The following is a 24,885-nucleotide window of genomic DNA, read 5'->3' as shown; positions in this document are numbered from 1 at the left end:
AAGGCATCACCGCCGCCGCGCCGGCCCGGGTGCCTTGGCGAAGCCCAGCTTCTCCATGGCCTCATGGGTCTCCAGCACCATGGCCGACACTTCGGCCACGGTCACCCGCAGGCCGGTGGCGCGCTCGCGCATGTGCACATAGGCCTGCTCCTCCGTCATCTGCTGGTGGTCCACGAGCACGCGAATGGCCTTCTCGATCTGGCGGCGCGACTTGATGGTGGATTCGAGTTTGTCGATCTTGCCCTGCAGCCGCTGCTGGAACCCCTGGGCCGACCTGGCCAGCACCAGCGTGCTGAGAATGCCCGAGGAGCGGAATGGCTTGGTGATCACGCCATGGGCCTGGGTGTCCAGCAGCAGCTTCAGGGTGGTGGGGCTTTCGTAGTCCGACAGGGCGACCAGCGCCGCGTCCACGGTGCCGGCATTCCAACCCGAACTGGCCTCCAGGTCCTGGGTCACCTGGAAAAAGATGACATCGGCGCCCGAAGGCGGCTCGGGCGGCAGCGGCCAGACGATGCGCAGCCGGCACCCGATGCGCTGCAGCTGCTCCACGATGATGTCGCGGTCCTCCCCGGGAGGATGGACGACGGCGACGCAGATGCTGCGCAGGTCTTCGTACAGGCGTCGCAGGCTGGAACTCATGGTCTCACCTCAGCCAGAACTCGGAAAACCCGAAGGTGGAAAAGTAGGGATCGGGCCTGACCGGCTCCATGGCTTCCCAGACGATATCGAACTGCCCGTCGCTGCGGCAGATGCCTATGCGGGGCGTCAGGCTGCAGTGGTTATTCTCCGGGTCCACCGTGATCGGTCCTTCGGGGGCCTCGAACCGGACCCGGTGCGCCGCCTCGACCAGCTTGCGCCGGTCCAGGCTGCCCGAGCGCTGTAGCGCCTGGGCGAACAGATGGATCTGGGCGTAGGCCAGCTCGGACCACATGCTGGTGGGGCGATCTCCGAAGCGCGAGCGCCACAGCGCGATGAAGCGCCGGTTGCTCTCGCTGGCCACCGAGCCGAAGTAGGTGGCTGCCGTGATATGTCCCTCGCACAGCAACGGGCCTATCTGGCGTATCTCCTCTTCCACCATGGACAGGCTCGCAATGGGCGTGCGCAGGGGATCGAGACCGAAGTCGCGGTACAGCTGGTAGAGCAGCCGCGCAGACTGGCCGACCATGGTGGAGAACACCGCGTCGGGCTGGGCGGCCTGTATGTCGGCCAGGACTTCCTCCACTTCGGCGCGGCTGGCCTCCAGCGGCAGATAGACCTCGTCGAGCACCTCGCCGCCGTGCTGCTCCACCAGGTCTCGCATGATTCGGTTGGACTCGCGGGGGTAGATGTAGTCGGCGCCCACGAAAAACAGCTTGCGGCCCCGGTTCTGCAGCAGGTAGGCGGCCAGTGGCACATTGTTCTGGTTGGGCACGGCCCCCGTGTAGATCACGTTGGGCGAGTACTCGAAGCCCTCATAGAACGAGCAATACCACAGCAGTGCGTTGTTGCGCTCTATCACCGGAAGCACCGCCTTGCGGCTGGAAGAGCGCGAACAGCCGAAGATCACGTTGACCTCATCTTCCAGCAGCAGCCGCGTTGCGAGCTGGCGATACTCCGTCGCATCGCCCCTGGGGTCGTAGGCCACGGGGATCAGCGGCCGGCTCAGAACGCCGCCGAGCTGGTTGATTTCCTCGATGGCCAGGGCAGTGCCGAGGAAGTGCTCGGACTCCGTCACCCCCGTGGGGCCGGAGCGCGAGAACAGCACGCCGATGCGCCAGCCATCGTCCATCTGGGTTTCGTGGGTCATGGAGAGGCTTTCACGGGTTGGAGATTCCTGGTCGCGGGATACGCGTCCAGTGCCTGCGGTCCTGCCGGACGGGCAGCAAGACACGAAGCTTCGGCGGATGCGGGTAAGAATGCGGGGGCATAAGGCATGGTGCTTGCTCCGTGTTGGCAAGGGTCAGACCCGCAGATGCCCGAACACCGCCTCGACCGCACCAACTGCACGGGCCGGCCCCTCGTCGATCAGCTCGCCTTGCTTGAGGATCGCGTACCGGTCCGCCACCTGCAGCGCAAACGGCACGTTCTGCTCCACGATCAGCATCGCCGTGCCATGGCGCTGGCGCTCCTGGGCCAGGGCCTGGGCCAGCCGCTCGATCACCGAGGGCTGCAGTCCCTCCGTGATTTCGTCGAGCACGATCACCGAGGGGCGCATCATCAGCGCCCTGGCCAGCAGCAGCATCTTCTGCTCTCCGCCCGACAGCGTGCCCGCAGGTTGCTGCAGCCGGCTGCCGAACAGCGGAAACAGGGGCTCCACGGCGGCCAGGCGCTCCGGAAACAAGGCCTGCTGCGCCAGTCCCAGCCGCAGGTTGTCGCGGATGCTGAGGTCGGCAAACAGCGCATGCTCCTGTGCCGCGTAGGCCATGCCACGCCGGGCGATGCGGTGGGGTGCCATGCGCGTGATGTCCTCGCCATGCAGGCGCACGGCCCCCGTCTTCTTGGGCAGAAAACCCATGATGGTCTTGAGCAGCGTGCTCTTGCCCATGCCGTTCTTGCCCAGCAGTGCGACGGCTTCGCCCTGGCCTATGGCCAACGACAGATTGCGCAGGACGACCGAGCCCCGGTAGCCGCTGGTGACACCGTCCAGTGCCAGCACGGTGGAATTCATGCCGCCTCCTTGTGCCCGTGGGCACTGCCCGAGTAAATCGTCCTGACCAGGGGCGAGTCCACCACCTCGCGGAAACTGCCCTGCATGGCGATGCTTCCCTGGTGCAGCACCACGACACGCGTGGCGATCTGCTCCACGAAGTCCAGGTCATGCTCGACCAGCAGGCAGCACAGCCGGTAGCGCCCGGCCAGCGAGGCCAGGACTTCGCCGATCTGCGTGCGCTCGGTTTGGGTCAGCCCGGCTGTGGGCTCGTCCAGCAGCACCACGCGCGGCTCCAGCGCCAGCACCATGGCCAGTTCAAGCGCCTGCTGCTCGCCGTGGGACAGGTCGCGCGCCACGTGGCCGAGCTTGTGCTCCAGCGCCGTCATGCGCACCACATGCAGGGCATAGGGCGGCAGGCGCAGCGCGCCATCGCGACGCACCAGCGAAGGCCGCTCAAGCCGCGTTCCTGCAATGCGCAGGCACTCGGCCACGGTCAGCGATTCGAAGATATTGGCGTTCTGGAACTTGCGCCCCAGCCCGAAGCGCACGCAGGCCTCGGGAGGCTGGCGCCCAATGTCATGGCCGCACAGCCGTATCGTCCCCGCGCTGCGCTCGGCGCCGTCGCTCATGCAGCGCATCAGCGTCGTCTTGCCGGCGCCGTTCGGCCCGATCAGCCCCACCAGCTCCCCGGCATGGGCCTCCAGATCAATGCCCTGCAGCACCTTCAGTGCACCGTAGTGCCTGGCCACACCCTGCATGTGGATGGCCGCTTTCTGCAGCCTGTCCTCCCCGTCCGGCATGCCGTCCATCTCCCGCGGGGCGCGCTCCTGCAAAAGAGGCGGGTCCTCAGCGTCCTGGCCGGTCCTGAAGGGCTTGAGCAGCAGGGGCATCAGGCCTTGCGGAAGCAGCACGATCACGACGACGAAGGCCGCCCCCAGGATGAGTTGCCAGGCAAACGGCATGCTGCTGCCCAGATAGGCGGAGGCCACATTGATCAGCACCGCGCCGGCCAGAGGGCCCCACAGCGTGCCCCTGCCGCCCAGCGCCACCCAGATGATGAACTCGGTACCCAGCGCAAAGCCCGCCAGCTCGGGCGCCACCACGCCGCTGAAGGAGCCGTACCCGAATCCGGCCAGGCCCGCGACGGCCGCCATGGCCACCAGCAGGAGGATCTTGACGATCGATGTATCGATGCCCAGGTAGGTGCAGCGCACCTCGTTGTCGCGGATGGCCGACAGCACCCGGCCGGCGTCGCTGCGCACCAGCATCCAGCCCAGGCCGCCTGCCATTGCCAGCGCGCCCATTGCGATGCCGTACCAGGCCTGCATGGACAGATCGAAGCTCTCGTAGCCCGTCAGGCCCGAACTGGACCCCGTCCACTCGCCGCCGGACAGCAGCAACTGCGTCAGCACTATGGGCAGCACCAGCGAGATCACCGTGGCAAAGAACGGGGAAGCTCCCCGGTAAAAAGACAGCCAGCCCACCAGGGCCGCCACGACGGCGCAGGCAGCCACCGCCAGCCCCATGGCCAGCAGGGCCGAGGCCGGACCCGGCCCCATGTATGTGAAGACCAGGCCGGCCGCATAGGCGCCCATGCCGAAGAACGCTGACTGCCCGAAGATCAGATAGCCCGTATGGCCCCAGAGAATGTCCACGGTCACGGCCACGATGGCGAAGAAAAAGGCCTTGACGAGAATGTTCTGCAGATAGCTGTCGAAAATCCAGGGCCCTGCCGCGAACGCCAGCACGGCCAGTGTGGCCAGGACTGCCGTGGGGCGCAGCCAGGGCGCTGATGCGGTGCGGGCGGGCAGCACGGCGCTGCCAGGTATGCGTGCTTCAGCCATGGGAGAACCCCCGTGGGCGGATGCGCAGCGTGACGGCGGCAAGAACGGCGATGGTCAGGCCGCCAAGGACCGGGTTGGCATAGGTGCTGACCAGCACCTGGGCCGTGCCGAACACCGCACAGGTCAGCAGCAGGCCGCCCATGGAATGGCCGGAAACCATGACCAGCATGAAGGCGCTGACCAGCCAGGACAGGCCCATGTTCGGGTCCACGCTGGACAGCGGCGTGATCATGGCGCCGGCCAGGGTGCCCAGGCCGGCGCCGAGGCTGAACGTGATGAAGCGCACCCGTCCCGAATGGATGCCCAGGCTGCTGGCGAGGTCCTCATTCATGATCACGGCGCGCGTCCTGACACCGAAGTCCGTGGCATTGAGCAGGCCCGCCAGCAGCAGGCACATGAGCAGCGCGACGGGCACCAGCAGGAGCCGGTAGGCCGAGTAGTCCACCCCCAGGAGCTGCCAGGTTCCGGACAGCGGGGCGCTGACGAACTGCACCTCGCGGCCGAACGCCATCATGATCAACTGGCCGATGACGATGCCCAGGCCCCAGGTGGCCAAAATGGCATCGAGCGGCCGCCGGTACAGCGGCCTGACGATCAGCCGCTCCACCAGCATGCCCGCCGCCACGCCCGTGACGAAGGCCAGCGGCCAGCCCAGCCAGGGATCGATCTGCAGCCGGGTCACCACGTAGCTGGCATAGCCGCCCAGCGTGAGCAGGGCGCCATGCGCGAAGTTGACGATTTTCATCACCCCGAAAATCATCATCAGCCCGACCGTGACGATGAACAGCATGCTCGCCGTGGTCAGCAAATCCAGTAGCAGCACCATGGTGCCTCCTTGCAGGGTTGCGGTGGAAGGGGGGCTGCCCGTCACTTGAGGTTCGGGCACTGCATGCCGGGGTCCACCTTCTCGAAAGTCTCCAGCACCTTGACCGTCCCGTCGGCCTGGACCTGGCCCAGGCGCATGGCCAGCGGCGTGTGCCGGCTGCGGCTCATCTGGATGACGCCGCGCGGGCCATTGAAGGACACCTCCGCCAGCGCCCTGATCACCAGCGCCGCGTCCGTGGAGCCGGCCTTCTCCACCGCCGCCTTGAACAGATGGAAGGCTTCGTACTGCGGTTCGGACAGCTCGTTCGGCGTTTTCATTTCCGCTCCGAACTTCTTTTGCATGGCCTGCATGAAACGTTTGTTCTCCGGCGTGTCTATGCCGGTCAGGTACGAGGCCGACAGGAGCATCCCCTGCGCATCGGTGCCCATGGTCCTGGCCGTTCCCTCGTCGACGGCCAGGTTGCCGTAGGGCAGCGACAGGCCAGCCGCTTTGAGTTGCTTGGCCAGGGACACATTGGGGGCGCCGCCTGCCGTGGCGCTGATCAGGGCGTCGGCCTTTGCCGACCGGAGCTTGGACAGCACCGAAGTCCAGTCGCTGCCATCGATGGGCAGATATTCCTCACCCACCACCTTACCGCCCTGCTGCTCTATGTACTTGCGCGTGAATGTCAGCATGCCGCGGCCGAACGCATAGTCATTGCCCACCAGAAAGAAGTTCTTGGCATTGCGGTTCTTGGCGAGGAAATCCACCATGGGCGCCACCTGCTGCTCGGGCACCCAGCCGTTGACGTACATCCAGGGATTGCACGAACGGCCTTCGTAGAACGACGTGTAGATATAGGGGAGCTTGCCCCGGTTGATCACGGGCAGCGCCGCGTTGCGCGCGGCGCTGGTTTCCATGGCGATCACCGCGCTGACCTTCTTCTGGAACACCAGGGTGTCGAAGGCCTTTTGCGCGCCCACGGCGCCCGAGGCGTCGTCGGCAATCTCCAGTTCGACCTTGCGCCCCAGGATGCCGCCGGCCGCATTGATCTCCTCCACGGCCAGTTGCGAAGCCTGCACCACGGCCGGGGCCACGACGCTGTTGGCGCCTGAAAGTCCGACCGCCACGCCGATGCGCAGGGGCTCGGCGGCGTGTACCTGCCATGCCAGCAAGGGCGCGATAGCCAGGGCCGCAGTGCGGCGTGCAATGGATGTGAGCGATTTCATGCAAATGGCTCCAAAAAAGAGGGGGATGGATGGAAAGGACTCAGGGCTGCGGGCGCGGCCATCCCGTGCCCAGCATGGCGTCGTAGATGTCGGTCCTGCGGTCGCCCAGCACATGGTTGAAGGCGCTCAACCGGCGCTTGCGGCGCGCGTCCTCCAGGTCGATCGATGCGTGCAGGATCTCCTCGGCATGCACCGAAGCGGGGCCGGCCAGCGGCCAGCCTTCGGCGCCTACGATCAGGCTTTGGCCTATGAAGGGCTGGCCGCGCTCCGTGCCGGTGCGGCAGGCGCAGACGATGCTCAACGCGTTGCTGTGTGCATTTGCCATGGCCAGCGTATTGGCCATGGCCGGCCGGTCTGCGGGCTGGCCTCCCATGGGGACCCAGTTGGTCGGCATGGCCACGATGTCCACGTCCTGCATTGCCAGCAGGCGATAGGTTTCGGGAAACCAGCCGTCATAGCAGATCAGCACGCCCAGGCGCCCCCATTCGGTGTCGAACACGGGCAGGCCCCGGTCCCCGGGCTCGAAGAACACGTTCTCGTCTCCCCACAGGTGCAGCTTGCGGTAGGTGCCCAGGTATCCCTGGGGACCCAGGACCACGGCGGTGTTGTAGAGACGGTCGCCCGCGCGCTCGGCAATGCCGGCAACGATGTGCACATTGCAGCGCCGCGCCACATCCATCCAGACCTGGGTGCAGGAGCCGTCCGGGACGGACTCCGCCAGCGCAAGTGCCTCGGCGCGGCTGGCAAAGACATAGCCGGTGTTGGCCAGCTCGGGCAGCACCACGAGGTTGGCGCCCTGGGCGGCGGCGCGCTCGATCAGATCCACCGAGTGCGCAAGGTTTTCGCCCTTGCGCCCCACGCGAGGCTCCATCTGGATGCTGGCCACCGCAAGCGGGGGCCTAGGGGATACCTGGGATACCGTGGACGGCGGGCGCGAGTCAGGAAGACTTTCCGTAGAAGACATGCAGGCTCCAAAAAGCAAAAAGCCCCCGACGGCGCCGTAGGCGCATGTCAGGGGCTTTCATAGCCGATATGAGTCAGCAGTTATTGCTGAGGTTGGGCACGAGAGAGGTCTCGGCCGTGGCAATCATGTTGTCGTCCCGATTGACGGGTGTCAAACCAGTAGATTCCCGGACATGGGCTGGCCCAGGCCGTCTCCTTCCGAAAAAAGAAAAAGGCCTGCGCAATGCAGGCCTTCAGGGCTGTTGGGAGGCAGGCGCGCTCAGCGGCCCACGCGCTCGCTCTCGACCACCATGTCCAGCACATAAGCGTAGGCCGATGCGTCGGCGGGCACGTTCTGGCGCTTGTAGCGCTGGATGCGCAGCACGTTGCGGATGCCGGGTTCGTGCTTGTAGCCCTCGATCTCGCTGTAGAAGTTCTCCCACTCGCCGGTGGAGGTCTTCACGCCGTTGTCGCCGTAGCGGATCTCGCGCACGCGCAGGCACTGGAAGTCCTTGATCAGCGGGTGATTGCAGGCCGTGCGTTGGGGTGCCACTTCCAGGAAGATGCGCTCGCCGGCGCTGCCGTACTGGGTCTGGGCCGTGGGCGAGCCGTCGAACTGCCAGCGCGTGCCATCGATGAAGGTGAGCGTCAGGCGCGCAGGCTGCTTGCCTTCGCCCAGTTGCACGGACCATTGCTTGGCCGTGGGCAGGATGCGGGCCACCTTTTGCTCCAGCGCCATCAGTTGGTCGTCATCGCAGGCCATCAGCGTGCTGGCGGCGCGTTGGGTGGCGATGCGGTTGCCTTCGGTGCGGTAGCCCGTGGTCACCACGTTGCACAGGTTCTTGACGGCCAGGCGCTGGTCGGCGAATTCCAGTTGCAGGGGCCGCTTGCGCGAGGCGGCGGTCAGGAACCAGCTCTGGTCTTCGGTGCCCTGGGGCGTGAAGGCCTGGCGAAGATTCCAGTGGTAGGCGGTCAGCGATTGGGCATCGCCGGGTGGGCCGGCAGGGGCCGACGCCTGGGTCTTGGCGCCTTCTTCGGCATTGCCACCCTTGTCGATATGGCTGCAGGCGCCGAGCCCCATGGTGACGATCACGGGCAGGCACCAGGTCCAGCTTGGCTTCATGTTGAATTCCTTGGTTGATGGGTACGGAGACAGGCTCAGGCGCGGCGGGCTGGTGGCAGCCCTGGTGCGGCATGTGCCGCGCCGGCCCTGGCCGAACCGGGGCACCATAACGCAGATGCGGGGCGGCGCCTGTCAGAACGGGGCGCTATTCACATTCCTTTGCATCTATTTGATGCAGGCGGAAAAAACGGATTGCTGCAAAGTTGCCGGCCGATGCGTTGCGCTCAGGTGAGAATAGGCGGCCAGCCGCCATGCCATCCGCAGGCTGCGGCGCCGGAGCAAGGAGCAGGTTCGTGTATCGACGTTGGAGTGCAGCAAACAGGGTGCGTGGCATGCGCTACGCGGGAGCTTTGGCCATCATTGCAATGCTTGCGGGCTGCGGCTCGACCATTCCCCAGCATGTGCCCGTGCAGGAGAGCTTCGGCTCCACCGAGACCTTCTCGCGCATGTTCGATGCCTCGCCGGCCCAGACCTGCGAGGCCGCGCGCCGCGCGCTGCTGAGCCAGGGCTACATCGCCATGGCGCGCACGGCCGAACTCATAGAGGGCAGCAAGAGCTTCCAGCCCGACCCCGAACTGAACCTGCAGATGAACATCCGCGTGGTCTGCGTGCCCGAGACGGCCGATGGCCAGGTCAGCATCGGCTTTGTCACGGCGCTGCAGGACCGATATACCTTGAAGAAGAGCGCCAACTCGGCCAGCCTGGGCGTGGGTGCGCTGGGGTCGGTGTCGCTGCCGTTCTCCTCGGGCAGCGACTCCATGGTCAAGGTGGGCAGCGAGACGATTGCCAAGAGCGGTTTCTACGACAGCTTCTTCGAGCTGGTGTCGCGCTACCTGGCGCAGGACCGTGAATCCATCGCCGTGCCCACGCCGGTGGCGCCGCAGAACACCATTCCCTCGGCCAACCACTGACGCCGGCGGGCGCCGGCCCGGTTCACGCCGCCAGGAACAGGGCCGGGTCCACCATGGTGCGGTTGAGCATCACGCCCCAGTGCAGGTGCGGGCCGGTGACACGGCCCGTGGCGCCTACCTTGCAGAAGGCATCTCCCGTGTCCAGCTGATCGCCCAGCTTGCACTGCACGCTGCTCAGATGGCAGTACATGCTCAGCAGGCCGCCGCCGTGGTCCAGCCACACGGTGCCGCCGTTGAAGAAATAGTCGCCCACATCCACCACCTTGCCCGGCAGCGGCGCGACGACGTTGGTGCCTGTGGCTGCCGCGATGTCCATGCCGCTGTGCGGATTGCGCGGCTGGCCGTTGAACACGCGGCGCAGGCCGAAGCTGCTGCTGCGGCGGCCCGGCACGGGCTGGCGCATGCGCAGGTCGCCAGGGCGTGCGGGAGGCTCGGTGAACAGCGCCATGATGGTCTGCTGGTGGGCGCGTTCACGCTGGTATCGGGCATCGTCCTCGGGTGACAGGTCCACGGTCTTGGGCGAGACCTTCAGGCGCTGCTCGGTGTATTTCTTGTCGCGCACTTCGTAGGGCAGGGTGCGCGGTGTGCCCTCGCCCTTCACCGTCACGCCATGCGTGCCGGGCGCCTCCGACAGCGCAATGCCGACCACGGCCGTCCATTCGATCATGTCGCCCACAACCAGCACGGGCACGTCGCCGGCCAGCACCTGGGGCCGCTGGGCGGCTGGCCCCAGCGACAGGCGGGCCACGCCACCGGGCACGCGGCTGTCATGCGGCCAGGGGGATTCCCCGGAGGCCGCAGCGGCCCAGGCCGGGACCATCAGGCCCGCGCCCGAGGCGCACAGGGATTGCACAAACAGTCGGCGGGAGCGGGAATTCGTCGTCGGTATCTGCATGAGGGAAGCGGGGGGGGCTGTGGTCGAGCGCCCCATTGTCCGCCATGCCGGCGCGCCAGCTTGCCATCGCCTCAACGCCATGACGCCATGGCATTCAAATGCGCTTGCGCGCCGCTCAACGGTCCCGGCGCTCGTCGCGCCCGCCGCGCCGCTCCTGTGGGCGGGCCGCGTTGGCCATGCGCTGCTGTTGCTGGCGTTGCTCCTGCTGTGCGCGGGCCTGCTGCTGCTGGGCACGTGCCTGTGCCTGGGCCTGCTGTGCTTGCTGGGCCTGCATGCGTTGCTGCTGTGCAGCCTCGAACTGCTGCTGTCTTTGCTGCTGCGCCTGCCGCTCCTGCATCTGGGCCTGTCTTTGCGCCTGCTGCTGGGCCTGTTGCTGGGCCTGCATCCTGGCCTGCATCTGCTCCTGTGCGCGTGCCTGCTGCTGCTGTTGTTGTTGCTGCATTTGCTGCTGGCGCGCCTGGTCCTGGGAGCGCTGCTGCAAGGCCTGGCGATCGCGCTCGGCCTGTTGGCGGGCCTGGGCTTGCGCCTGAACCTGGGCCTGGTCGCGGGCCTGATCCCGCATCTGCGCCTGGGCCTGCATCTGGGCCTGGCGCTGCTGTTGCTGGCGCGCCTGTTCCTCGCCGCGAAGGCGGGCGGCCTGCGTCTCCATTTGCTGCTGTTGCTGCTGGCGCTGGCGCGCTGCATCGGCCATGGAGCGGTCGCGGTCCTGCCGGTCCTGTGGCCTCATGCCCTGCTGCGTGGCTGCGGAAGACCAGGAAGGCACGTGGGAGTCGCGGCCCCTTTCACCCTGCATGGCTGCCGCAGGCAGTGCTGGCGCGGGTCGCTGCGCGGCGCCCGATGGGGATGAGGGGGCCGATTGCGCAGACTGAGGGGACTGCGGCCACTTGCCGAACTGGCCCGGCTGCGAGGCCGGCGCCGGGTTCATCCGGGGCTGCAGCGAGGCCTGGGGCCGGTCATCGGGCCTGAGGCCCGGGCGTCCGCGATCGGCACCATCGTGCCGGGCAAAGCCCTGGGCGCCGCCGGGCGGCACCATGCCTTGGGCGGACGGGGGCGGGCCGCCCTGCGGCGGCCTCAGGCCCAGGCGTTGGGGCATGCCGGAGTGCGCTGCTGCGGCGGCGCCGGCCATGCCTGCGGCACCGGCCAGGGCCGCAGCGGCCATGCCGCCTGAACGAGGGTCACCAGAACGAGGGTCGCCAGAGCGCGGGTCGCCCGAGCGAGGATCACCGCCCTGCTGCGGGAAGTCAGGGCGGCGCGGCTCGAAGTGCGGGTTGTTCGCGATGTGGGTGACGTTGCCAACGTTGTTGATGTGCGTGTTGTGGATGTTCTGCACCACCGTGGTCGAGCGCGAGACGTAGGTGTTGTTGTTGTAGATCACGGCCGGGCGGCGCGAGGGCGGTGGCGGCGGTTCGTTGCGGTGCCAGCGGTAGCCGGGCTCGCCCCAGCGCATGCCCCAGGAGTTCCAGCCCCACGGGCGGCGGTCCACGGACTCGGCCAGGATCACGCCTGCGCCGAAGCCGATCAGCCCCGCCACCACGGGCGCGGCCGAACTGCCCACGTACACGGGTTGCGGCGCCACGATGGGGCGGTATCCGCCGTACATCGGCACCGGCTCGCCATAGACCACGCCCGGGTCGTACTGCGGCACATAGACGGTGTCAGGCTGGGCAGGTGCGATCTCGATGAACTGCGGCGGCGTGTCGATCACCGGCACGGGCAGCATGGACGACAGCGGCTCGCCCACGGCTTGCGGTGCGGGCTGGGGCACGGGGGGCGGAGCATCGGCTGTGGCCACGGCCACCTTGAGCCGGCTGGAGTCCTTGAGCGTGCCGGCCTTGTAGGCGCGCTGACGCATCACCTGGATGGCGTTCATCACATCGGCCGGATCGTTGTAGTAGGCCTTGCCCAGGGCCGTGGTCCAGGGAACGTTGGATGACAGCTGCGCCAGCACATTGGGAAACTGCGCCAGCGACTTGACCGAAGGGTCCCAGTCCTGGCTGTTGACGGCGTTTTGCAGTTCCTCGGGCTTGAGGCCCGGGTTCTGTCCCATCCACACCTCGGCGGCGCCGACCTGGTCGGGATAGGTAGAGGCGGCCAGCACCTGGGCCACGAGCTTGTCGGGGTACAGCGCAATGGGCGCCACCATCTGGTAGAGCGTCTCGGCCGAAGGCGGCACATAGGCCACGGGCGTGGCGACGGGCTGGGCGCTTTCGGTGGCAGGCGGCAGCGGCGCGCTGGCGGCCTGCGGGGGCTTGTCCTGGGATTCGTTGCAGGCGCTCAGCGCCAGGGCGGCGGCCACGCCCAGCACGCTCAGGCGCAGGGCGCCAGCGTGGGAAGTTGAGCGGGCCGTGGTGCGTGCTGTGGGCACGGCTGATTGCAGCATTGCGTTCTCCTGGGCAGGAACGCCTTGCGCGCCGAAGCGGCAAGGCACATGTCATTTGAACGCCAAAGTGCGCGCTGCGTTGACACCGGCGTGTCAGCCGATGCCCCCAGTCCGCGCAACTTCTGTGACGCGGTGTTTACCCAGGCTGAATCAGGCGGCGATCAGGCCGCGCTCAGGCCGCGATCAAGCCGCGATCAGGCGGGCCTGGTAGCTCTCGGCACCCTTGGACCAGGCCAGCAGGCGGTCGATGTTGGGGTGCTTGCCAGGGAAGGCGATGGCGTCCTGCGTGTGCTCTGCATACCACTCCAGGCCCAACTCGGCGGCGGCCGGCGTGATGCTGCCGCCGTACAGCGCGGCCAGCGCGTGGTACACGGCCAGCGAGCCGGTTTGGCCGGGCTTGTTCTCGATGGTGGCCACGACCTGGCCCTGGGCATCGGCCAGCTGCAGCGCGGCGAGGTGGGTGACGGTGGGCAGTTGCTGAAGGCGTGCGGAGAAGTTCATGCTGAAAGGCAAATCAAAGGGAAAAGAGTGAAAGGGACGGGTCCACCGGCGCCGGGCGTTCTGGTGTTTCAGTGGCTGAGTGGTTCAGTGATTCAGTGGTCAGGCCTTGAAGGCAATCCAGGCACACCAGAACAGGCTGGAGAAAAAGCGCTTGGGCTGCACGAAACCGGCCTGGGCCAGCATCTGCTCCACCGCCTCTTCCGAGGCCGGTGGAACCGCGCCCTGCCGGATTTTGCCGAGTTTCGCATGGACAGCGGCCTCGTCCACGCCCGCCATGCGCCAGCGCATGGCCCAGGCTTCAAGGAACAGCGGCTCGCTGTCATAGCGGTGGCGGTTGCAGGCCAGGATGAAGGGCGCCCCCGGCGCCAGCCGCGCCGACAGGGCCTGCAGCAGCTGCAGCTTGTCCGCGTCGTCAGGGATGTGGTGCAGCACACCGATCAGCGTGGCCGCGTCGAACACCGTGCCGGCCGGCAGGTCCTGCACGGCGCAGGCAGCGGCCTGCACCTGGGCCGACAGCCCCGCCGCGGCGATGCGGTCCATGGTCTGGTCCAGCATGGGGGCCGAGGGGTCGGCAGCCGTGAATTTCCACAGCGGCCTGAGCCGCGCCGTGGCCAGGATTTCCTGGCCCGTGCCACCGGCGCCGCCAATCAGCACGGACTTCGGGCCGGCATCCAGGCTGGCGGCCAGCAGGCAGGCGGCCAGTTCGTGGCAGGCGTCGTAGCCGGCCAGTGCGATGCGGCTTTGCGTTTCGTACTCGGCCGCGCGGGAGGTGTCGAACTTGGCGGCGGAAGCCGCCTGTGGCAAGGCTTGGTTCATGGCCTGGCATTGTGCTGAGGCCACGGTCCCTGCAAAAGCGCCGATGTGCGATGGCCCACCCCTGCAAAGCAGGATGGTGGGCCATCTTCGGGGAGGAGCGGTGCAGGTGCCCGTCAGCGGGCCATGCGCCTACTTGCCCCAGGAGTCCTTGAGACCCGTTGCGCGGTTGAACACGGGCTTGCCCGGTGTGTGGTCCTTGCGGTCGGCCACGAAGTAGCCGAAGCGCTCGAACTGGAACTTGTCGTCAGGCTGCGCGTTGGCCAGCGAAGGCTCCACATAGGCGGTCACCACCTTGAGGCTGTCCGGGTTGAGCAGCGTCAGGAAGTCCTTGCCGCCCGCATCGGGCTGCGGGTCGGTGAACAGGCGGTCGTACAGGCGCACCTCGGCCTGCACGCCGTCGGCCACGCCCACCCAGGTGATGGCGGCCTTGACCTTGACGCTGTCCGCACCCGGCGTGCCGCTCTTGGTGTCGGGCACCACGGTGGCCAGCACCTTGGTGACGTTGCCCTCGGCATCCTTCTCGCAGCCCGTGCACTCGATCACGTAGCCGCCCTTCAGGCGAACCTTGTTGCCGGGGAACAGGCGCTTGTAGCCCTTGGGCGGCACTTCGGCGAAGTCCTCGCGCTCGATCCACACCTCGCGGCCCAGCGTGAAGCGGCGCACCGGCACCTGCTGGCCTTCGGCGGCGTGGGGCAGGGCGGGCAGCTCGCAGGCTTCCAGGTGCTCGGCGCTGCCGAAGACCTCGGCCCAGTTGGTCAGCTCCAGCTTGAGCGGGTCCAGGGCCACCATGCCGCGATGGGCCTGGTTCTCCAGGTCCTCGCGCAGGCAGCCTTCCAGCGTGGAGTAATCGATCCAGGCGTAGTCCTTGGTCACGCCGATGCGCTCGCAGAAGGCCTGGATGCTCTGGGGCGTGTAGCCACGGCGGCGCAGGCCGACGATGGTGGGCATGCGCGGATCGTCCCAGCCGCTGACGATGCCGTTGTCCACCAGGTGCTTGAGCTTGCGCTTGCTGGTGATCACATAGGTCAGGTGCAGGCGCGAGAACTCGTACTGGCGGGGCTGCGGCGCGGCGATCAGGCCGCCTTCGCGCAGATGGTCCAGCAGCCAGTCGTAGAACGGGCGCTGGTCCTCGAACTCCAGCGTGCAGATGCTGTGGGTGATGTGCTCCAGCGCGTCCTCGATGGGATGGGCGAAGGTGTACATCGGGTAGATGCACCACTGGTTGCCGGTGTTGTGGTGCTCGGCATGGCGCACGCGGTAGATGGCGGGATCGCGCAGATTGATGTTGGGCGATGCCATGTCGATCTTTGCGCGCAGCACGGCAGCGCCATCGGGCAGCTTGCCGTCGCGCATTTCGCGAAAGCGCGCCAGGTTCTCGGCCACGGTGCGGCTGCGGAACGGACTGTCCACGCCGGGGCGCGAGAAATCGCCGCGGTTGGCCTTCATGTCGTCGGCGCTTTGCTCGTCCACATAGGCCAGGCCCTGCTCGATCAGGTACTCGGCTGCGCGGTACATGAAGTCGAAGTAGTTGCTGGCGAAGTACAGGTTCTCGTGGCCGTCGGCTTCCTTCCAGCCGAAGCCCAGCCAATGGACGGCATCGATGATGCTGTCCACGTACTCCTGGTCTTCCTTCTCGGGATTGGTGTCGTCGAAACGCAGGTGGCAGGCACCTTCGTAGTCGCGCGCCAGGCCGAAGTTCAGGCAGATGGCCTTGGCGTGGCCCACGTGCAGGTAGCCGTTGGGCTCGGGCGGGAAGCGTGTGCGGATCTTCGCCACGTCCACCTGGCCCTGGTTGTGGTGGTCGCCATCACCGGGGCTTCCACCCCAGCGGCGCTGGGCGTGGGTACCGTTGGCCAGGTCGGCCTCGATGATTTGGCGCAAAAAGTTACTCGGTTTGACCGGATCTTTGGAGATGGGGGAGGCGTCAGCAGAGCTCATCGCAGCATTGTAGGCGCCCGCCTGCAGACCCGCTCCGGACGGCTTTCGGACAGCCGCGCCAGCCAAGGGTTGAGGCATTTGGAAACAAACTTGTATAAAAGCCTGCCATCCGTAGACCCCTCTCGCGCGTTGAGAATGCAGGGCGTATGCCGTCCCCCTGTGCCAAAGTGCGGGAAGGCGGCACCAGCGGCAATGCCTGCCACGCCTGTCCAACTTCGAGGAGAGACACCATGACAACGACAGCTTCCCCGTGGGTTGCAAAAGCAGCAGCAGCCGGCCTGGCCCTGGCCGCCCTCATGGCTTCGGGCGCCGCCCAGGCCCGGGGCGATGTGCACTGGTCCATCAGCCTGAATTCGCCTGGCATGTATGGCCCGCCCGTCTATGTCGCGCCTGCCCCCGTCTATGTGGCACCGCCCCAGCCCATCTACTACGCGCCCCCGCCGCCGGTCTACTACGCGCCGCGCGCCGTCTACCGTGCTCCCCCCGTCGTGGTCGTTCCCGGCTACGGATACGGCTATGGCGGCGGCTACCGGGGTGGATACCGTGGCGAGTACCGCCATGGCCATGGCCACGGGCATGGCCACTGGCGCCGTTGATCTGAGCTGAGCCGCGCTGAACCGACTCTTGCCGCCCCTTGGGGCGGCTTTTTCCGTGGCGCCTGCGCCAAGACCGGGCCGGGGATGGCCCGCATAATCCAGCCCGTTGGAAACCTGGAGTGTCCCCGCCGTGAAAACCGTCTATGTCCTCAATGGCCCGAACCTGAACCTGCTGGGCCTGCGTGAACCCGCCATCTATGGCTCCCAGACCCTGGCCGATGTGCGTGCGCTGTGCGAAGCCGCCTGCGCGCGCTACGGGCTGGCGCTGGAATTTCGCCAGAGCAACCACGAAGGCGAACTGGTGGACTGGGTCCACGAAGCCGGCCGCGTGCACGCCGAAGGCCGCCTGGCCGGCCTGATCTTCAACGCCGCCGCCTACACCCACACCAGCGTGGCCTTGCTGGATGCCGTCAAGGGCACGGGCGTGCCGCTGGTGGAGCTGCACATCAGCAACGTGCATGCGCGCGAGAGCTTCCGCCACCACTCCTACCTGTCGGCCGCCGCGCGCGCCGTGATGTGCGGCTTTGGCGTGGCCGGCTACGGCCTGGCCATTGACGCCGTGGCCCAGTGGTGAATACGCCCGCCGCCATTGAGCGCCTGCGCGCCCAGGCGCGGCGCCTGACCACGCCGCTGTCTGCCGCGCAGCCCGAAGACGGGCACATGGTCTGGCATGTCTGGGGCGAGGCACGCGCGGGCGAGCTGCCCATCGTCATGCTGCACGGCGGCAGCGGCAGCTGGACGCACTGGCTGCGCTGCATGGACGCGCTGCTGGCCCAGGGGCGCCAGCTGTGGATACCCGACCTGCCCGGCTTCGGCGATTCCGACGGCGTGCCGGGCGGCCAGGATGCCGACACCCTGGTCGAGCCGCTGCGCCAGGGCCTGCGGCAGCTGCTGGCCGATGACGGTGCGCCCGCCGCCCCGCTGTGCGATCTGGTCGGCTTCTCTTTTGGCGGCATGACGGCCGGCATGCTGGCCGCCGCCGACGGCACGCTGGCCCGGCGCCTGGTGCTGGCCGGGGCGCCCGGCATGGGCGTGGGCAAGGGCCTGGCCGTGCGGCTCAAGGGCTGGCGCCACCTGGCCACGCCCGAGGCGCAGGCCGTGGCCCACCGCTACAACCTGCAGGCGCTGATGCTGCATGACGCCGGCCTGATCGACGAGGACACGCTGGCCCTGCATGTGCTCAACGTGGAGCGTGACCGCCTTCCGCGCCGCCGCCTCTCGCACACCGATGTGCTGGCGCGTGCCCTGCAGGCCGTGGACGGCCCTGTATGGGCCATCTATGGCGAGCACGATGCGCTCTATCCGGGCCCGATGATGCAGGAGCTGGCCCAGGCCTTTGCACGCCATGCGCGCGACTTCCGCGGCCTGGCGCTGGTGCCCGGCGCGGGCCACTGGGTCATGCATGAGCGTCCCGATGCCTTTGTGGCGGCATTGGCCGCTGCGCTGGATGCCTGAGCGCATGCGGCCCATCGAGCTGCACGAGGTGCAGTGGACCGCCATGCGCGCCCAGGGCGCGGGCGGCCAGAACGTGAACAAGGTCTCCAGCGCCGTGCACCTGCGCTTTGACGTGCGCGCCTCGCGCCTGCCCGAGGCCGTGCAGCAGCGCCTGCTGGCCCTGCGCGACGGCCGCATCACCAACGAGGGCGTGGTCGTCATCAAGGCCCAGCAACACCGCACGCAGGAGCAGAACCTGCGCGCCGCGCTGCAGCGGCTCAACGTGCTGGTGGCCGCCGCCTATCCCGAGCCCATCCTGCGCCGCGCCACCCGGCCCACGCTGGGGTCGCAGCGGCGCCGCCTGGAAAGCAAGAGCCGGCACGGCGCCACCAAGGCCCTGCGCGGGCGCCCGCGCGACGATTGATTCGGATTGACCCGGCCAGCGCAACAATGTGTGCTGCCGCTGGCGGCTTGGCGCGGCGCCCGGGCGTCCCTACATTAGGGGAATGCAAGACTCCCACGCTCCCCACTCTCCCCAGGTTTCCTCCGCTGCCGGTGCCCGGCTGCCCGTGCTCTATGTCTCCCACGGCTCGCCCATGTTCGCGCTGGAGCCGGGTGAAACCGGCCCCGTGCTCGCGCAATGGGGCAGGGCGCTGCGCCAGGCCCACGGCCCGCTGCGCGGCGTGGTCGTCATGTCGCCGCACTGGATGTCGCACGGCGTGGAAGTCATGACCGGTGCCACTCCCTCCACCTGGCACGACTTTGGCGGCTTTCCGCCCGCACTCTACGAACTGCAGTACCCGGCCCCCGGCGCGCCCCAGCTGGCGCAGGAAGTCATGGACCGCCTGCAGGCCGCAGGCATTGCCTCCACCGCCAACGCGCAGCGGCCCTTCGACCACGGCGCCTGGGTGCCGCTGATGCATTTGCTGCCGGATGCCGACCTGCCCGTGGTGCAGCTGTCCCTGCCCGCCTCGGCCGGGCCGGCCGAAACCCATGCGCTGGGCGCAGCCCTGGCGGGCTTGCGCGATGAGGGCGTGCTCATCGTTGGCTCCGGCAGCATGACGCACAACCTGGGCGAATTCCGGGGCGGCACGGGCGAGGCCACGGTGCGGGTGGACGACGCCGTGCAGGCCCTGCACAGCCAGGATGGCCTGCAGGGCGACCATGCCGTCGGCGGCTCCAGCGCCTCCTCGCCCTACGTGCAGGACTTCAGCCGCTGGATCGAATCGCGCCTGCAGGCGCAGGACCTGCCCGCGCTGCTGGACTACCGCGCCCGCGCGCCTTCGGCCCGGCGCGCCCATCCCAGCGAGGAGCACTTCATGCCGCTGTACTTCGCGCTGGGCGCGGCCGGCGCGACAGCGCGACCACGGTATCTGAGCCGCGAAGTCATGTATTCCATCCTGGCCATGGATGCGATGGCCTTCGAGGACGCGCAGGCGGCATAACCTCCTGCTGCCGCGGACTTGGCGAGGCGCCACAATGGCGCGTTGCCCGGGACCACCCCGGTCCTGGAAATCGCTAAAAAACCAAGGAGTCCGTGATGATCGACCTGCCTCTGGTGGCGCTGGAGCGCCCCGCACAACCTGCACCGGGGCAGCAGCCCTGGCTGCTGGTGCTCATGCATGGCGTTGGCAGCAATGAGCAGGATCTGTTCGGCCTCGCATCGTTCGTGCCGCCGCAGTTCCACGTGCTCAGCCTGCGCGCTCCGTTTTCCATGGGTCCCTCAGCCCATGCCTGGTTCCAGTTCACGGTGGATGCCAACGGCACGCGCCACATCCACGCATCGCAGGAAGAGCACAGCCGCGCCCTGGTGGCCCAGACCGTGCAGCAGGCCGGAGCGCGGCTGGACATCCCTGCCCAGCGAACCGTGGCGGGCGGCTTCAGCCAGGGCGGCATCATGGCGCTCAGCCTGCTGCTGACCCAGCCCGCGCTGCTGCGCGCCGCCATGTGCTGGCACAGCCGCCTGCTGCCCGAGGCCTTGCCGCACCAGGCCCCTGACGCGGCCTTTGACGGCAAGTCGCTCTGGGTCAGCCACGGCACCTACGACAACGTCATTCCGCTGACCAGCGCCCACGCCATTCGCAGCCACGTGCAGCGCCTGCCGCTGCAGCTGAGCTACCACGAGTACCCCAGCATGCATGAGATCCGCCCCGACGAGCTGCAGGCCGCCATGGCCTGGCTCCAGGATCTGGGCACGCAGGGCTGAGACGGCCGCGTAAGCTGGGTAACGCGTTGTTGCCGGGCGCGCACGATGGCCTGCGCAGAGAGCGCGGCGGCTTATAAACACAAGGCAGGGGCCGGTGTCAGCAAAGCCGGGGAACCCTGGTTGTGCTTTGCTGTCGCACGTCCTGCGGCAACTGAGCTGCCAGCCCCCTGCCCAAGCCAAAGGACCCATCCATGCCAGAACGCGATCCCCAAGACTTCCGCCCCCGCGCCAGATCCTCCGGCCCATCGGCTTTCGGCATCGCCGCAGCGGTGCTGGCGGCTGCCGCCCTGGGGGGCGCGGCCTGGTGGTACTGGTGGCGTCCCGCCCCCGTGCCCGAGGCGCCGCCGGAAGTGGCGCAGGCGCCCGCCCAGTCCACCCAGCCCTCCGAACCTGAACCCGTCCCCGCGCCCGAGCTGACCGAGCCCCAGAACCCTGTCGATGCGCTGGAGCAACCCGCCTCCGGCCTGCCCGCGCTGCAGGACTCCGACGCCCATGTCACCCAGGCCCTCAACGGCCTGCTGGGCCGTGACAAGGCAGGCAGCTTTCTGCAGATGGACGGCTTTGTGCGCCGCGCCGTGGCCACCGTGGACAACCTGACCCGTTCCCAGGCCCCTGCACGGCTTTGGCCCGTGCACCCGGCGCCTCAGCGTTTCACGGTGGAGGGCGCGGCGGAGGCTGGAGAGGCGCAGGACATCGCCCCCGCCAACGCCGCACGCTACAAGGCCTTCGTGGCCTTTGCCGAGTCCATTCCCATGGACGGGGCCGTCAAGCTCTATGCCCGGCTGTACCCTCTGTTCCAGACTGCCTATGAAGACCTGGGCTATCCCAGCCGATATTTCAACGATCGCCTCATTGCCGTCATAGACCACCTGCGCGCCGCGCCCGAGCCTGCTGGCCCGGTGCAAGTACGGCTGACCAAGGTGGAGGGCGAGGTGCCCTCCATCCAGCCCTGGGTGCGCTACGAATACGCTGACCCTGAGCTGCAGGCCCTGTCCAGCGGACAGAAGATGCTGGTGCGCGTGGGCCTGGACAACGAGCGCCGCCTCAAGGCCGTGCTGGGCGAGCTGCGCCGCCGCATCGCCACCGGCGAGATGGCCAAGCCTGCGGGCTGAGGCCAGCCTCCTGCCACCTCAGCCTGCGGCCGGCAGGGGCAGGGCGGTCTTGTACCGCACCTGCTTGAGCGTGAAGCTGGAGCGGATCTTCTCTATGCCGGGAATGGGCGTGAGCTGCTCCACGATGAAGCGCTCCAGCGCGCCGATGTCGGCCAGCGCCACGCGGATCAGGTAGTCGGCGTCGCCGCTCATCAGGTAGCACTCCATGACCTCGTCGTGCTCGGCAATGCGGCGCTCGAAGTCGGCCAGCGATTCCTTGGCCTGCGACTTGAGGCTGATGTTGATGAACACATTCAGCCCCAGCCCCAGCGCCGACGCATTGGCCAGCGCCACATAGCGCGCGATCACGCCGGCCTTCTCCAGTGCCTTGACGCGCGCCAGGCATGGCGAGGGCGACAGATGCACGCGCCGCGCCAGTTCCACGTTGGACAGCGAGCCGTCCGTTTGCAACTCGGCCAGAATGCGCAAGTCGATGGTGTCCAGTTTCATGTGCCGGATTTTATGTAGATACCGGCATGAAATGCTGGAATATGGCGTTTTCCTTATCCATGAACGGCTGCTCATGCCGGCCTGCCAGTCCTAAAGTGGCGGGCATGAACGCACCCACGCCACTGGCCGCGCTGGCCGATATCGATACCGATCCCCAGGAAACCGCCGAATGGCGCGAGGCCTTTCTGGCCCTGGTCGCCACAGAAGGTCCGCAGCGAGCGCGCTTCGTGCTGGAAGAGCTGGCGCGCATGGCGCGCGAGCAGCGCCTGGGCTGGCAGCCCGACCTGAATACGCCCTATGTGAACAGCGTGGCGGCGCAGCAGCAGCCGGTGTTTCCGGGCGACCTGGCCATCGAGGAGCGGCTGGCGTCCATCATGCGCTGGAACGCGCTGGCCATGGTGGTGCGCGCCAACCAAGCCTATGGCGAGCTGGGCGGCCATATTGCCAGCTATGCCAGCGCGGCCGACCTGTTCGAGACCGGGTTCAACCATTTCTTCCATGCCCGGGAGGGACTTGCGCCGGGCCAGCACCGGGGCGACCTGGTGTTCTTCCAGCCGCACAGCGCGCCCGGCGTGTATGCGCGAGCCTTCCTGGAAGGGCGGCTGACCGAGCAGGACCTGCAGCACTACCGCCAGGAGATCAGCGCGCCGGCCGCTGGCGCGCAAGGCCTGTCCAGCTATCCCCATCCCTGGCTGATGCCCGATTTCTGGCAGTTCCCGACGGGCTCCATGGGCATTGGCCCCATCAGCAGCATCTACCACGCGCGCTTCATGCGCTATCTCACGCACCGCCGCCTGCTGGACTGCCAGGAGCGCAAGGTCTGGGGCGTGTTTGGCGACGGCGAGATGGACGAGCCCGAAAGCATGAGCGCCCTCACGCTGGCCGCGCGCGAAGGGCTGGACAACCTGGTCTGGGTGGTCAACTGCAATCTGCAGCGTCTGGACGGCCCGGTGCGCGGCAACGGCCGCATCGTCGATGAGCTGGAGCGGCTGTTTGCCGGCGCGGGCTGGAACGTGGTCAAGCTGCTGTGGGGCAGCGACTGGGACGGGCTGTTTGCGCGCGACCTCACCGGCACGCTGGCACGCACGCTGGGCGGCACGGTGGACGGGCAGATGCAGACCTTCGCTGCCAAGGACGGACGCTACAACCGCGAGCATTTCTTCGGACAGAACCCCGAGCTCGCCGCCCTGGCCCAGGGCCTGACGGACGAGCAGATCGACCGCTTGAAGCGCGGCGGCCATGACCTGGTGAAGATCCATGCGGCCTATGCAGCGGCTGCCGCCCATCGCGGCCAGCCCACGGTGATCCTTGCCCATACCAAGAAGGGCTACGGCATGGGCTCGGCCGGGCAGGGCAAGATGACCACGCACAGCCAGAAAAAGCTGGACGAGTCCGACCTGATCGAGTTCCGCAACCGCTTCAACCTGCCACTCAGTGACGAGCAGGCCAAGGGCCTGGCCTTCCACCGGCCCGCCGATGACAGCGCCGAGATGCAGTACCTGCGCGATCGCCGCACGGCCCTGGGCGGCGCACTGCCGCGCCGTGAAACGGTGTGCGACCGCGTGCCCGTTCCAGCGCTGGACCAGTACGCGCAGTTCGCGCTGGCGCCTGCCGGCAAGGAGATGAGCACCACCATGGCCTTCGTGCGCATGCTGGGCGGCCTGCTCAAGGACGCGCAGCTGGGGCCGCGCATCGTGCCCATCGTGGCGGACGAGGCGCGCACCTTCGGCATGGCCAACCTGTTCAAGCAGGTGGGCATCTACAGCAGCCTGGGGCAGCGCTACGCGCCCGAAGACATCGGCTCGGTGCTGTCCTACCGCGAGGCGCTGGACGGCCAGATCCTGGAGGAGGGCATCAGCGAGGCCGGCGCCATCGCCAGCTGGACGGCGGCGGCCACCAGCTACAGCGTGCACGGCCTGGCCATGCTGCCGTTCTACATCTACTACTCCATGTTCGGCTTCCAGCGCGTGGGCGACGCCATCTGGGCGGCGGCCGACCAGCGGGCGCGCGGCTTTCTGCTGGGCGCCACCTCGGGCCGCACCACGCTGGGCGGAGAAGGCCTGCAGCACCAGGACGGCTCCAGCCATCTGGTGGCGGCCACCATTCCCAACTGCAAGGCCTGGGACCCCGCGCATGCGGGCGAGCTGGCCGTGATCCTGGACGCCGGCATGCGCGAGATGCTGGTCGAGCAGCGCGACGTTTTCTACTACATCACCCTGATGAACGAGAACTACGCCCAGCCCGACCTGCCACCGGGCGCGGCCGAAGGCGTGCTGCGTGGCGGTTATGTGTTCGGCCGCTTTGGCGATGCGGACCGTGCCACGCAGCACGTCACCTTGCTGGGATCGGGTGCCATCCTCACCGAAGTGCTCAAGGCCGCCGAGCAATTGGCCAGCGAGGGCATGGCCGCCACCGTGGTCAGCGTGACCAGCTGGAGCGAACTGGCGCGCGATGGCGTGGCCTGCGAGCAGCGCATGCTGGCAGGTGAGGCACCTGGCCAGCCCTGGATCGCCCAACTGCTGGACGGCACGCAGGGCCCGGTGATTGCTGCCACCGACTATGTGCGCGCCGTGCCCGAGACCGTGCGCGCCTTCCTGCCCGCAGGCAGGCGATTCCTCACCCTGGGCACGGACGGCTTTGGCCGAAGTGACACGCGTGCCGCGTTGCGCGGCCACTTTGGCGTGGACGCGCACAGCGTGGCGCAGGCGGCGCGCCGCTGCAGCCAGGCGGCCTGAGCCCGGCGGGCGAGCCGCCACCCCATACACTGACGGATACACCGACGGTGAAATCAGCGGCCCCTTGCGGGCCGCTTTTTCGTGTGCGCCCGAGGCGGCTGCGCGCGCTTTTTCCCTGTATTGATTAAGCCCGCGTTAAATGCGCTATTGGCTTATCGTTTTCGTCGGCTTGCATGGAAAAAATAGGTAGATACCACTAGAATTCGTATATATAAGAAGATATTGCGCAAAGATATGATCATTTGCTGCAATGGCTGCAGGCGTTGGGTTGAATATCTCGTCAATATCCGTTTTTGCCTC

At 67.7% G+C, this 24,885-nt stretch carries 23 protein-coding genes; 9 read left to right on the top strand and 14 right to left on the bottom strand.

Going from position 1 to position 24,885, the window contains the following annotated elements; genetic code table 11:
* Positions 1-6 precede the first annotated feature (6 nt).
* The 8 genes from ACM14_RS22715 to ACM14_RS22680 all read right to left on the bottom strand — a co-directional run bounded on the left by ACM14_RS22715 (position 7) and on the right by ACM14_RS22680 (position 8,572).
* On the bottom strand, positions 7-639 hold the full coding sequence (locus tag ACM14_RS22715; RefSeq protein ID WP_175403295.1) for an ANTAR domain-containing response regulator: 633 nt from the start codon (positions 637-639) through the stop codon (positions 7-9).
* 4 nt (positions 640-643) lie between these two features.
* A complete protein-coding gene (locus tag ACM14_RS22710; RefSeq protein WP_065347367.1) occupies positions 644-1,786 on the bottom strand; it encodes a transporter substrate-binding domain-containing protein in 1,143 nt (380 codons plus the stop codon).
* A 153-nt stretch (positions 1,787-1,939) separates the two neighbouring features.
* The gene (locus ACM14_RS22705; RefSeq protein WP_065347366.1) at positions 1,940-2,647 is read right to left on the bottom strand and encodes an ABC transporter ATP-binding protein; all 708 of its coding nucleotides are present in this window, start codon (positions 2,645-2,647) and stop codon (positions 1,940-1,942) included.
* Positions 2,644-4,473 carry an ATP-binding cassette domain-containing protein gene (locus tag ACM14_RS22700; RefSeq protein WP_084027424.1) on the bottom strand — a complete coding sequence of 610 codons (1,830 nt, stop codon included), beginning with the start codon at positions 4,471-4,473 and terminating at the stop codon, positions 2,644-2,646. Before ACM14_RS22700 ends, ACM14_RS22705 begins: the two co-directional genes overlap by 4 nt.
* Positions 4,466-5,299, bottom strand: coding sequence for a branched-chain amino acid ABC transporter permease (locus tag ACM14_RS22695; RefSeq protein WP_065347365.1), 834 nt, complete (start codon positions 5,297-5,299; stop codon positions 4,466-4,468). The genes ACM14_RS22700 and ACM14_RS22695 overlap by 8 nt, the downstream gene beginning before the upstream one ends.
* Positions 5,300-5,340: 41 nt before the next feature.
* The gene (locus tag ACM14_RS22690; protein ID WP_065347364.1) at positions 5,341-6,507 is read right to left on the bottom strand and encodes a substrate-binding protein; all 1,167 of its coding nucleotides are present in this window, start codon (positions 6,505-6,507) and stop codon (positions 5,341-5,343) included.
* Between the two features lie 40 nt (positions 6,508-6,547).
* Positions 6,548-7,471 carry a nitrilase family protein gene (locus ACM14_RS22685; RefSeq protein WP_257221264.1) on the bottom strand — a complete coding sequence of 308 codons (924 nt, stop codon included), beginning with the start codon at positions 7,469-7,471 and terminating at the stop codon, positions 6,548-6,550.
* A gap of 258 nt (positions 7,472-7,729) precedes the next feature.
* On the bottom strand, positions 7,730-8,572 hold the full coding sequence (locus ACM14_RS22680) for an META and DUF4377 domain-containing protein (RefSeq protein WP_013803395.1): 843 nt from the start codon (positions 8,570-8,572) through the stop codon (positions 7,730-7,732).
* Between the two features lie 332 nt (positions 8,573-8,904).
* Between ACM14_RS22680 and ACM14_RS22675 the strand changes: the two genes are divergently transcribed.
* Positions 8,905-9,483: a DUF2242 domain-containing protein gene (locus ACM14_RS22675; RefSeq protein ID WP_013803394.1), complete on the top strand. Its 579-nt coding sequence runs from the start codon at positions 8,905-8,907 to the stop codon at positions 9,481-9,483.
* Between the two features lie 22 nt (positions 9,484-9,505).
* Here ACM14_RS22675 and ACM14_RS22670 read toward each other — a convergent pair whose 3' ends face one another.
* The 5 genes from ACM14_RS22670 to ACM14_RS22650 form a co-directional block, all read right to left on the bottom strand.
* Positions 9,506-10,303, bottom strand: coding sequence for a peptidoglycan DD-metalloendopeptidase family protein (locus ACM14_RS22670; protein ID WP_254662116.1), 798 nt, complete (start codon positions 10,301-10,303; stop codon positions 9,506-9,508).
* Positions 10,304-10,493: 190 nt separating this feature from the next.
* Positions 10,494-12,758, bottom strand: a complete 2,265-nt coding sequence (locus tag ACM14_RS22665) for a DUF3300 domain-containing protein (RefSeq protein WP_065347361.1) — start codon at positions 12,756-12,758, stop codon at positions 10,494-10,496.
* Between the two features lie 183 nt (positions 12,759-12,941).
* The gene (locus ACM14_RS22660) at positions 12,942-13,259 is read right to left on the bottom strand and encodes a DUF2322 family protein (protein ID WP_013803391.1); all 318 of its coding nucleotides are present in this window, start codon (positions 13,257-13,259) and stop codon (positions 12,942-12,944) included.
* Between the two features lie 99 nt (positions 13,260-13,358).
* Entirely contained in the window at positions 13,359-14,075 is a 717-nt protein-coding gene (locus ACM14_RS22655) for a class I SAM-dependent methyltransferase (protein WP_065347360.1), read from the bottom strand.
* Positions 14,076-14,204: 129 nt separating this feature from the next.
* The gene (locus ACM14_RS22650) at positions 14,205-16,013 is read right to left on the bottom strand and encodes a glutamine--tRNA ligase/YqeY domain fusion protein (protein ID WP_043823783.1); all 1,809 of its coding nucleotides are present in this window, start codon (positions 16,011-16,013) and stop codon (positions 14,205-14,207) included.
* 230 nt (positions 16,014-16,243) lie between these two features.
* Between ACM14_RS22650 and ACM14_RS22645 the strand changes: the two genes are divergently transcribed.
* From ACM14_RS22645 to ACM14_RS22615, 7 genes are all read left to right on the top strand, one after another.
* Positions 16,244-16,609, top strand: a complete 366-nt coding sequence (locus tag ACM14_RS22645; RefSeq protein ID WP_065347359.1) for a hypothetical protein — start codon at positions 16,244-16,246, stop codon at positions 16,607-16,609.
* 130 nt (positions 16,610-16,739) lie between these two features.
* Positions 16,740-17,183 (top strand): type II 3-dehydroquinate dehydratase, encoded by a 444-nt coding sequence (gene aroQ / locus ACM14_RS22640; RefSeq protein ID WP_065347358.1) that lies wholly within the window; start codon positions 16,740-16,742, stop codon positions 17,181-17,183.
* Entirely contained in the window at positions 17,180-18,064 is an 885-nt protein-coding gene (locus ACM14_RS22635; protein WP_065347373.1) for an alpha/beta fold hydrolase, read from the top strand. Before aroQ ends, ACM14_RS22635 begins: the two co-directional genes overlap by 4 nt.
* Positions 18,057-18,467, top strand: a complete 411-nt coding sequence (gene arfB / locus ACM14_RS22630; RefSeq protein WP_017405644.1) for an alternative ribosome rescue aminoacyl-tRNA hydrolase ArfB — start codon at positions 18,057-18,059, stop codon at positions 18,465-18,467. Before ACM14_RS22635 ends, arfB begins: the two co-directional genes overlap by 8 nt.
* Positions 18,468-18,549: 82 nt before the next feature.
* Complete coding sequence (locus tag ACM14_RS22625; RefSeq protein WP_065347357.1) at positions 18,550-19,488, top strand: class III extradiol ring-cleavage dioxygenase; 939 nt, start codon at positions 18,550-18,552, stop codon at positions 19,486-19,488.
* Between the two features lie 95 nt (positions 19,489-19,583).
* Complete coding sequence (locus tag ACM14_RS22620; RefSeq protein ID WP_013803384.1) at positions 19,584-20,249, top strand: alpha/beta hydrolase; 666 nt, start codon at positions 19,584-19,586, stop codon at positions 20,247-20,249.
* A gap of 191 nt (positions 20,250-20,440) precedes the next feature.
* Positions 20,441-21,361, top strand: coding sequence for a DUF3014 domain-containing protein (locus ACM14_RS22615; RefSeq protein ID WP_065347356.1), 921 nt, complete (start codon positions 20,441-20,443; stop codon positions 21,359-21,361).
* 18 nt (positions 21,362-21,379) lie between these two features.
* Here ACM14_RS22615 and ACM14_RS22610 read toward each other — a convergent pair whose 3' ends face one another.
* Positions 21,380-21,850, bottom strand: coding sequence for an Lrp/AsnC family transcriptional regulator (locus tag ACM14_RS22610; RefSeq protein ID WP_012204416.1), 471 nt, complete (start codon positions 21,848-21,850; stop codon positions 21,380-21,382).
* Positions 21,851-21,954: 104 nt separating this feature from the next.
* Between ACM14_RS22610 and mdeB the strand changes: the two genes are divergently transcribed.
* On the top strand, positions 21,955-24,585 hold the full coding sequence (gene mdeB, locus ACM14_RS22605; protein WP_065347355.1) for an alpha-ketoglutarate dehydrogenase: 2,631 nt from the start codon (positions 21,955-21,957) through the stop codon (positions 24,583-24,585).
* Positions 24,586-24,885: the final 300 nt, after the last annotated feature.

Origin of the sequence: Delftia sp. JD2 (assembly GCF_001682645.1) — a bacterium.
Taxonomy (GTDB): Bacteria; Pseudomonadota; Gammaproteobacteria; order Burkholderiales; family Burkholderiaceae_C; genus Comamonas; species Comamonas acidovorans.
This window is presented reverse-complemented; position numbering and strand designations above follow the sequence as displayed.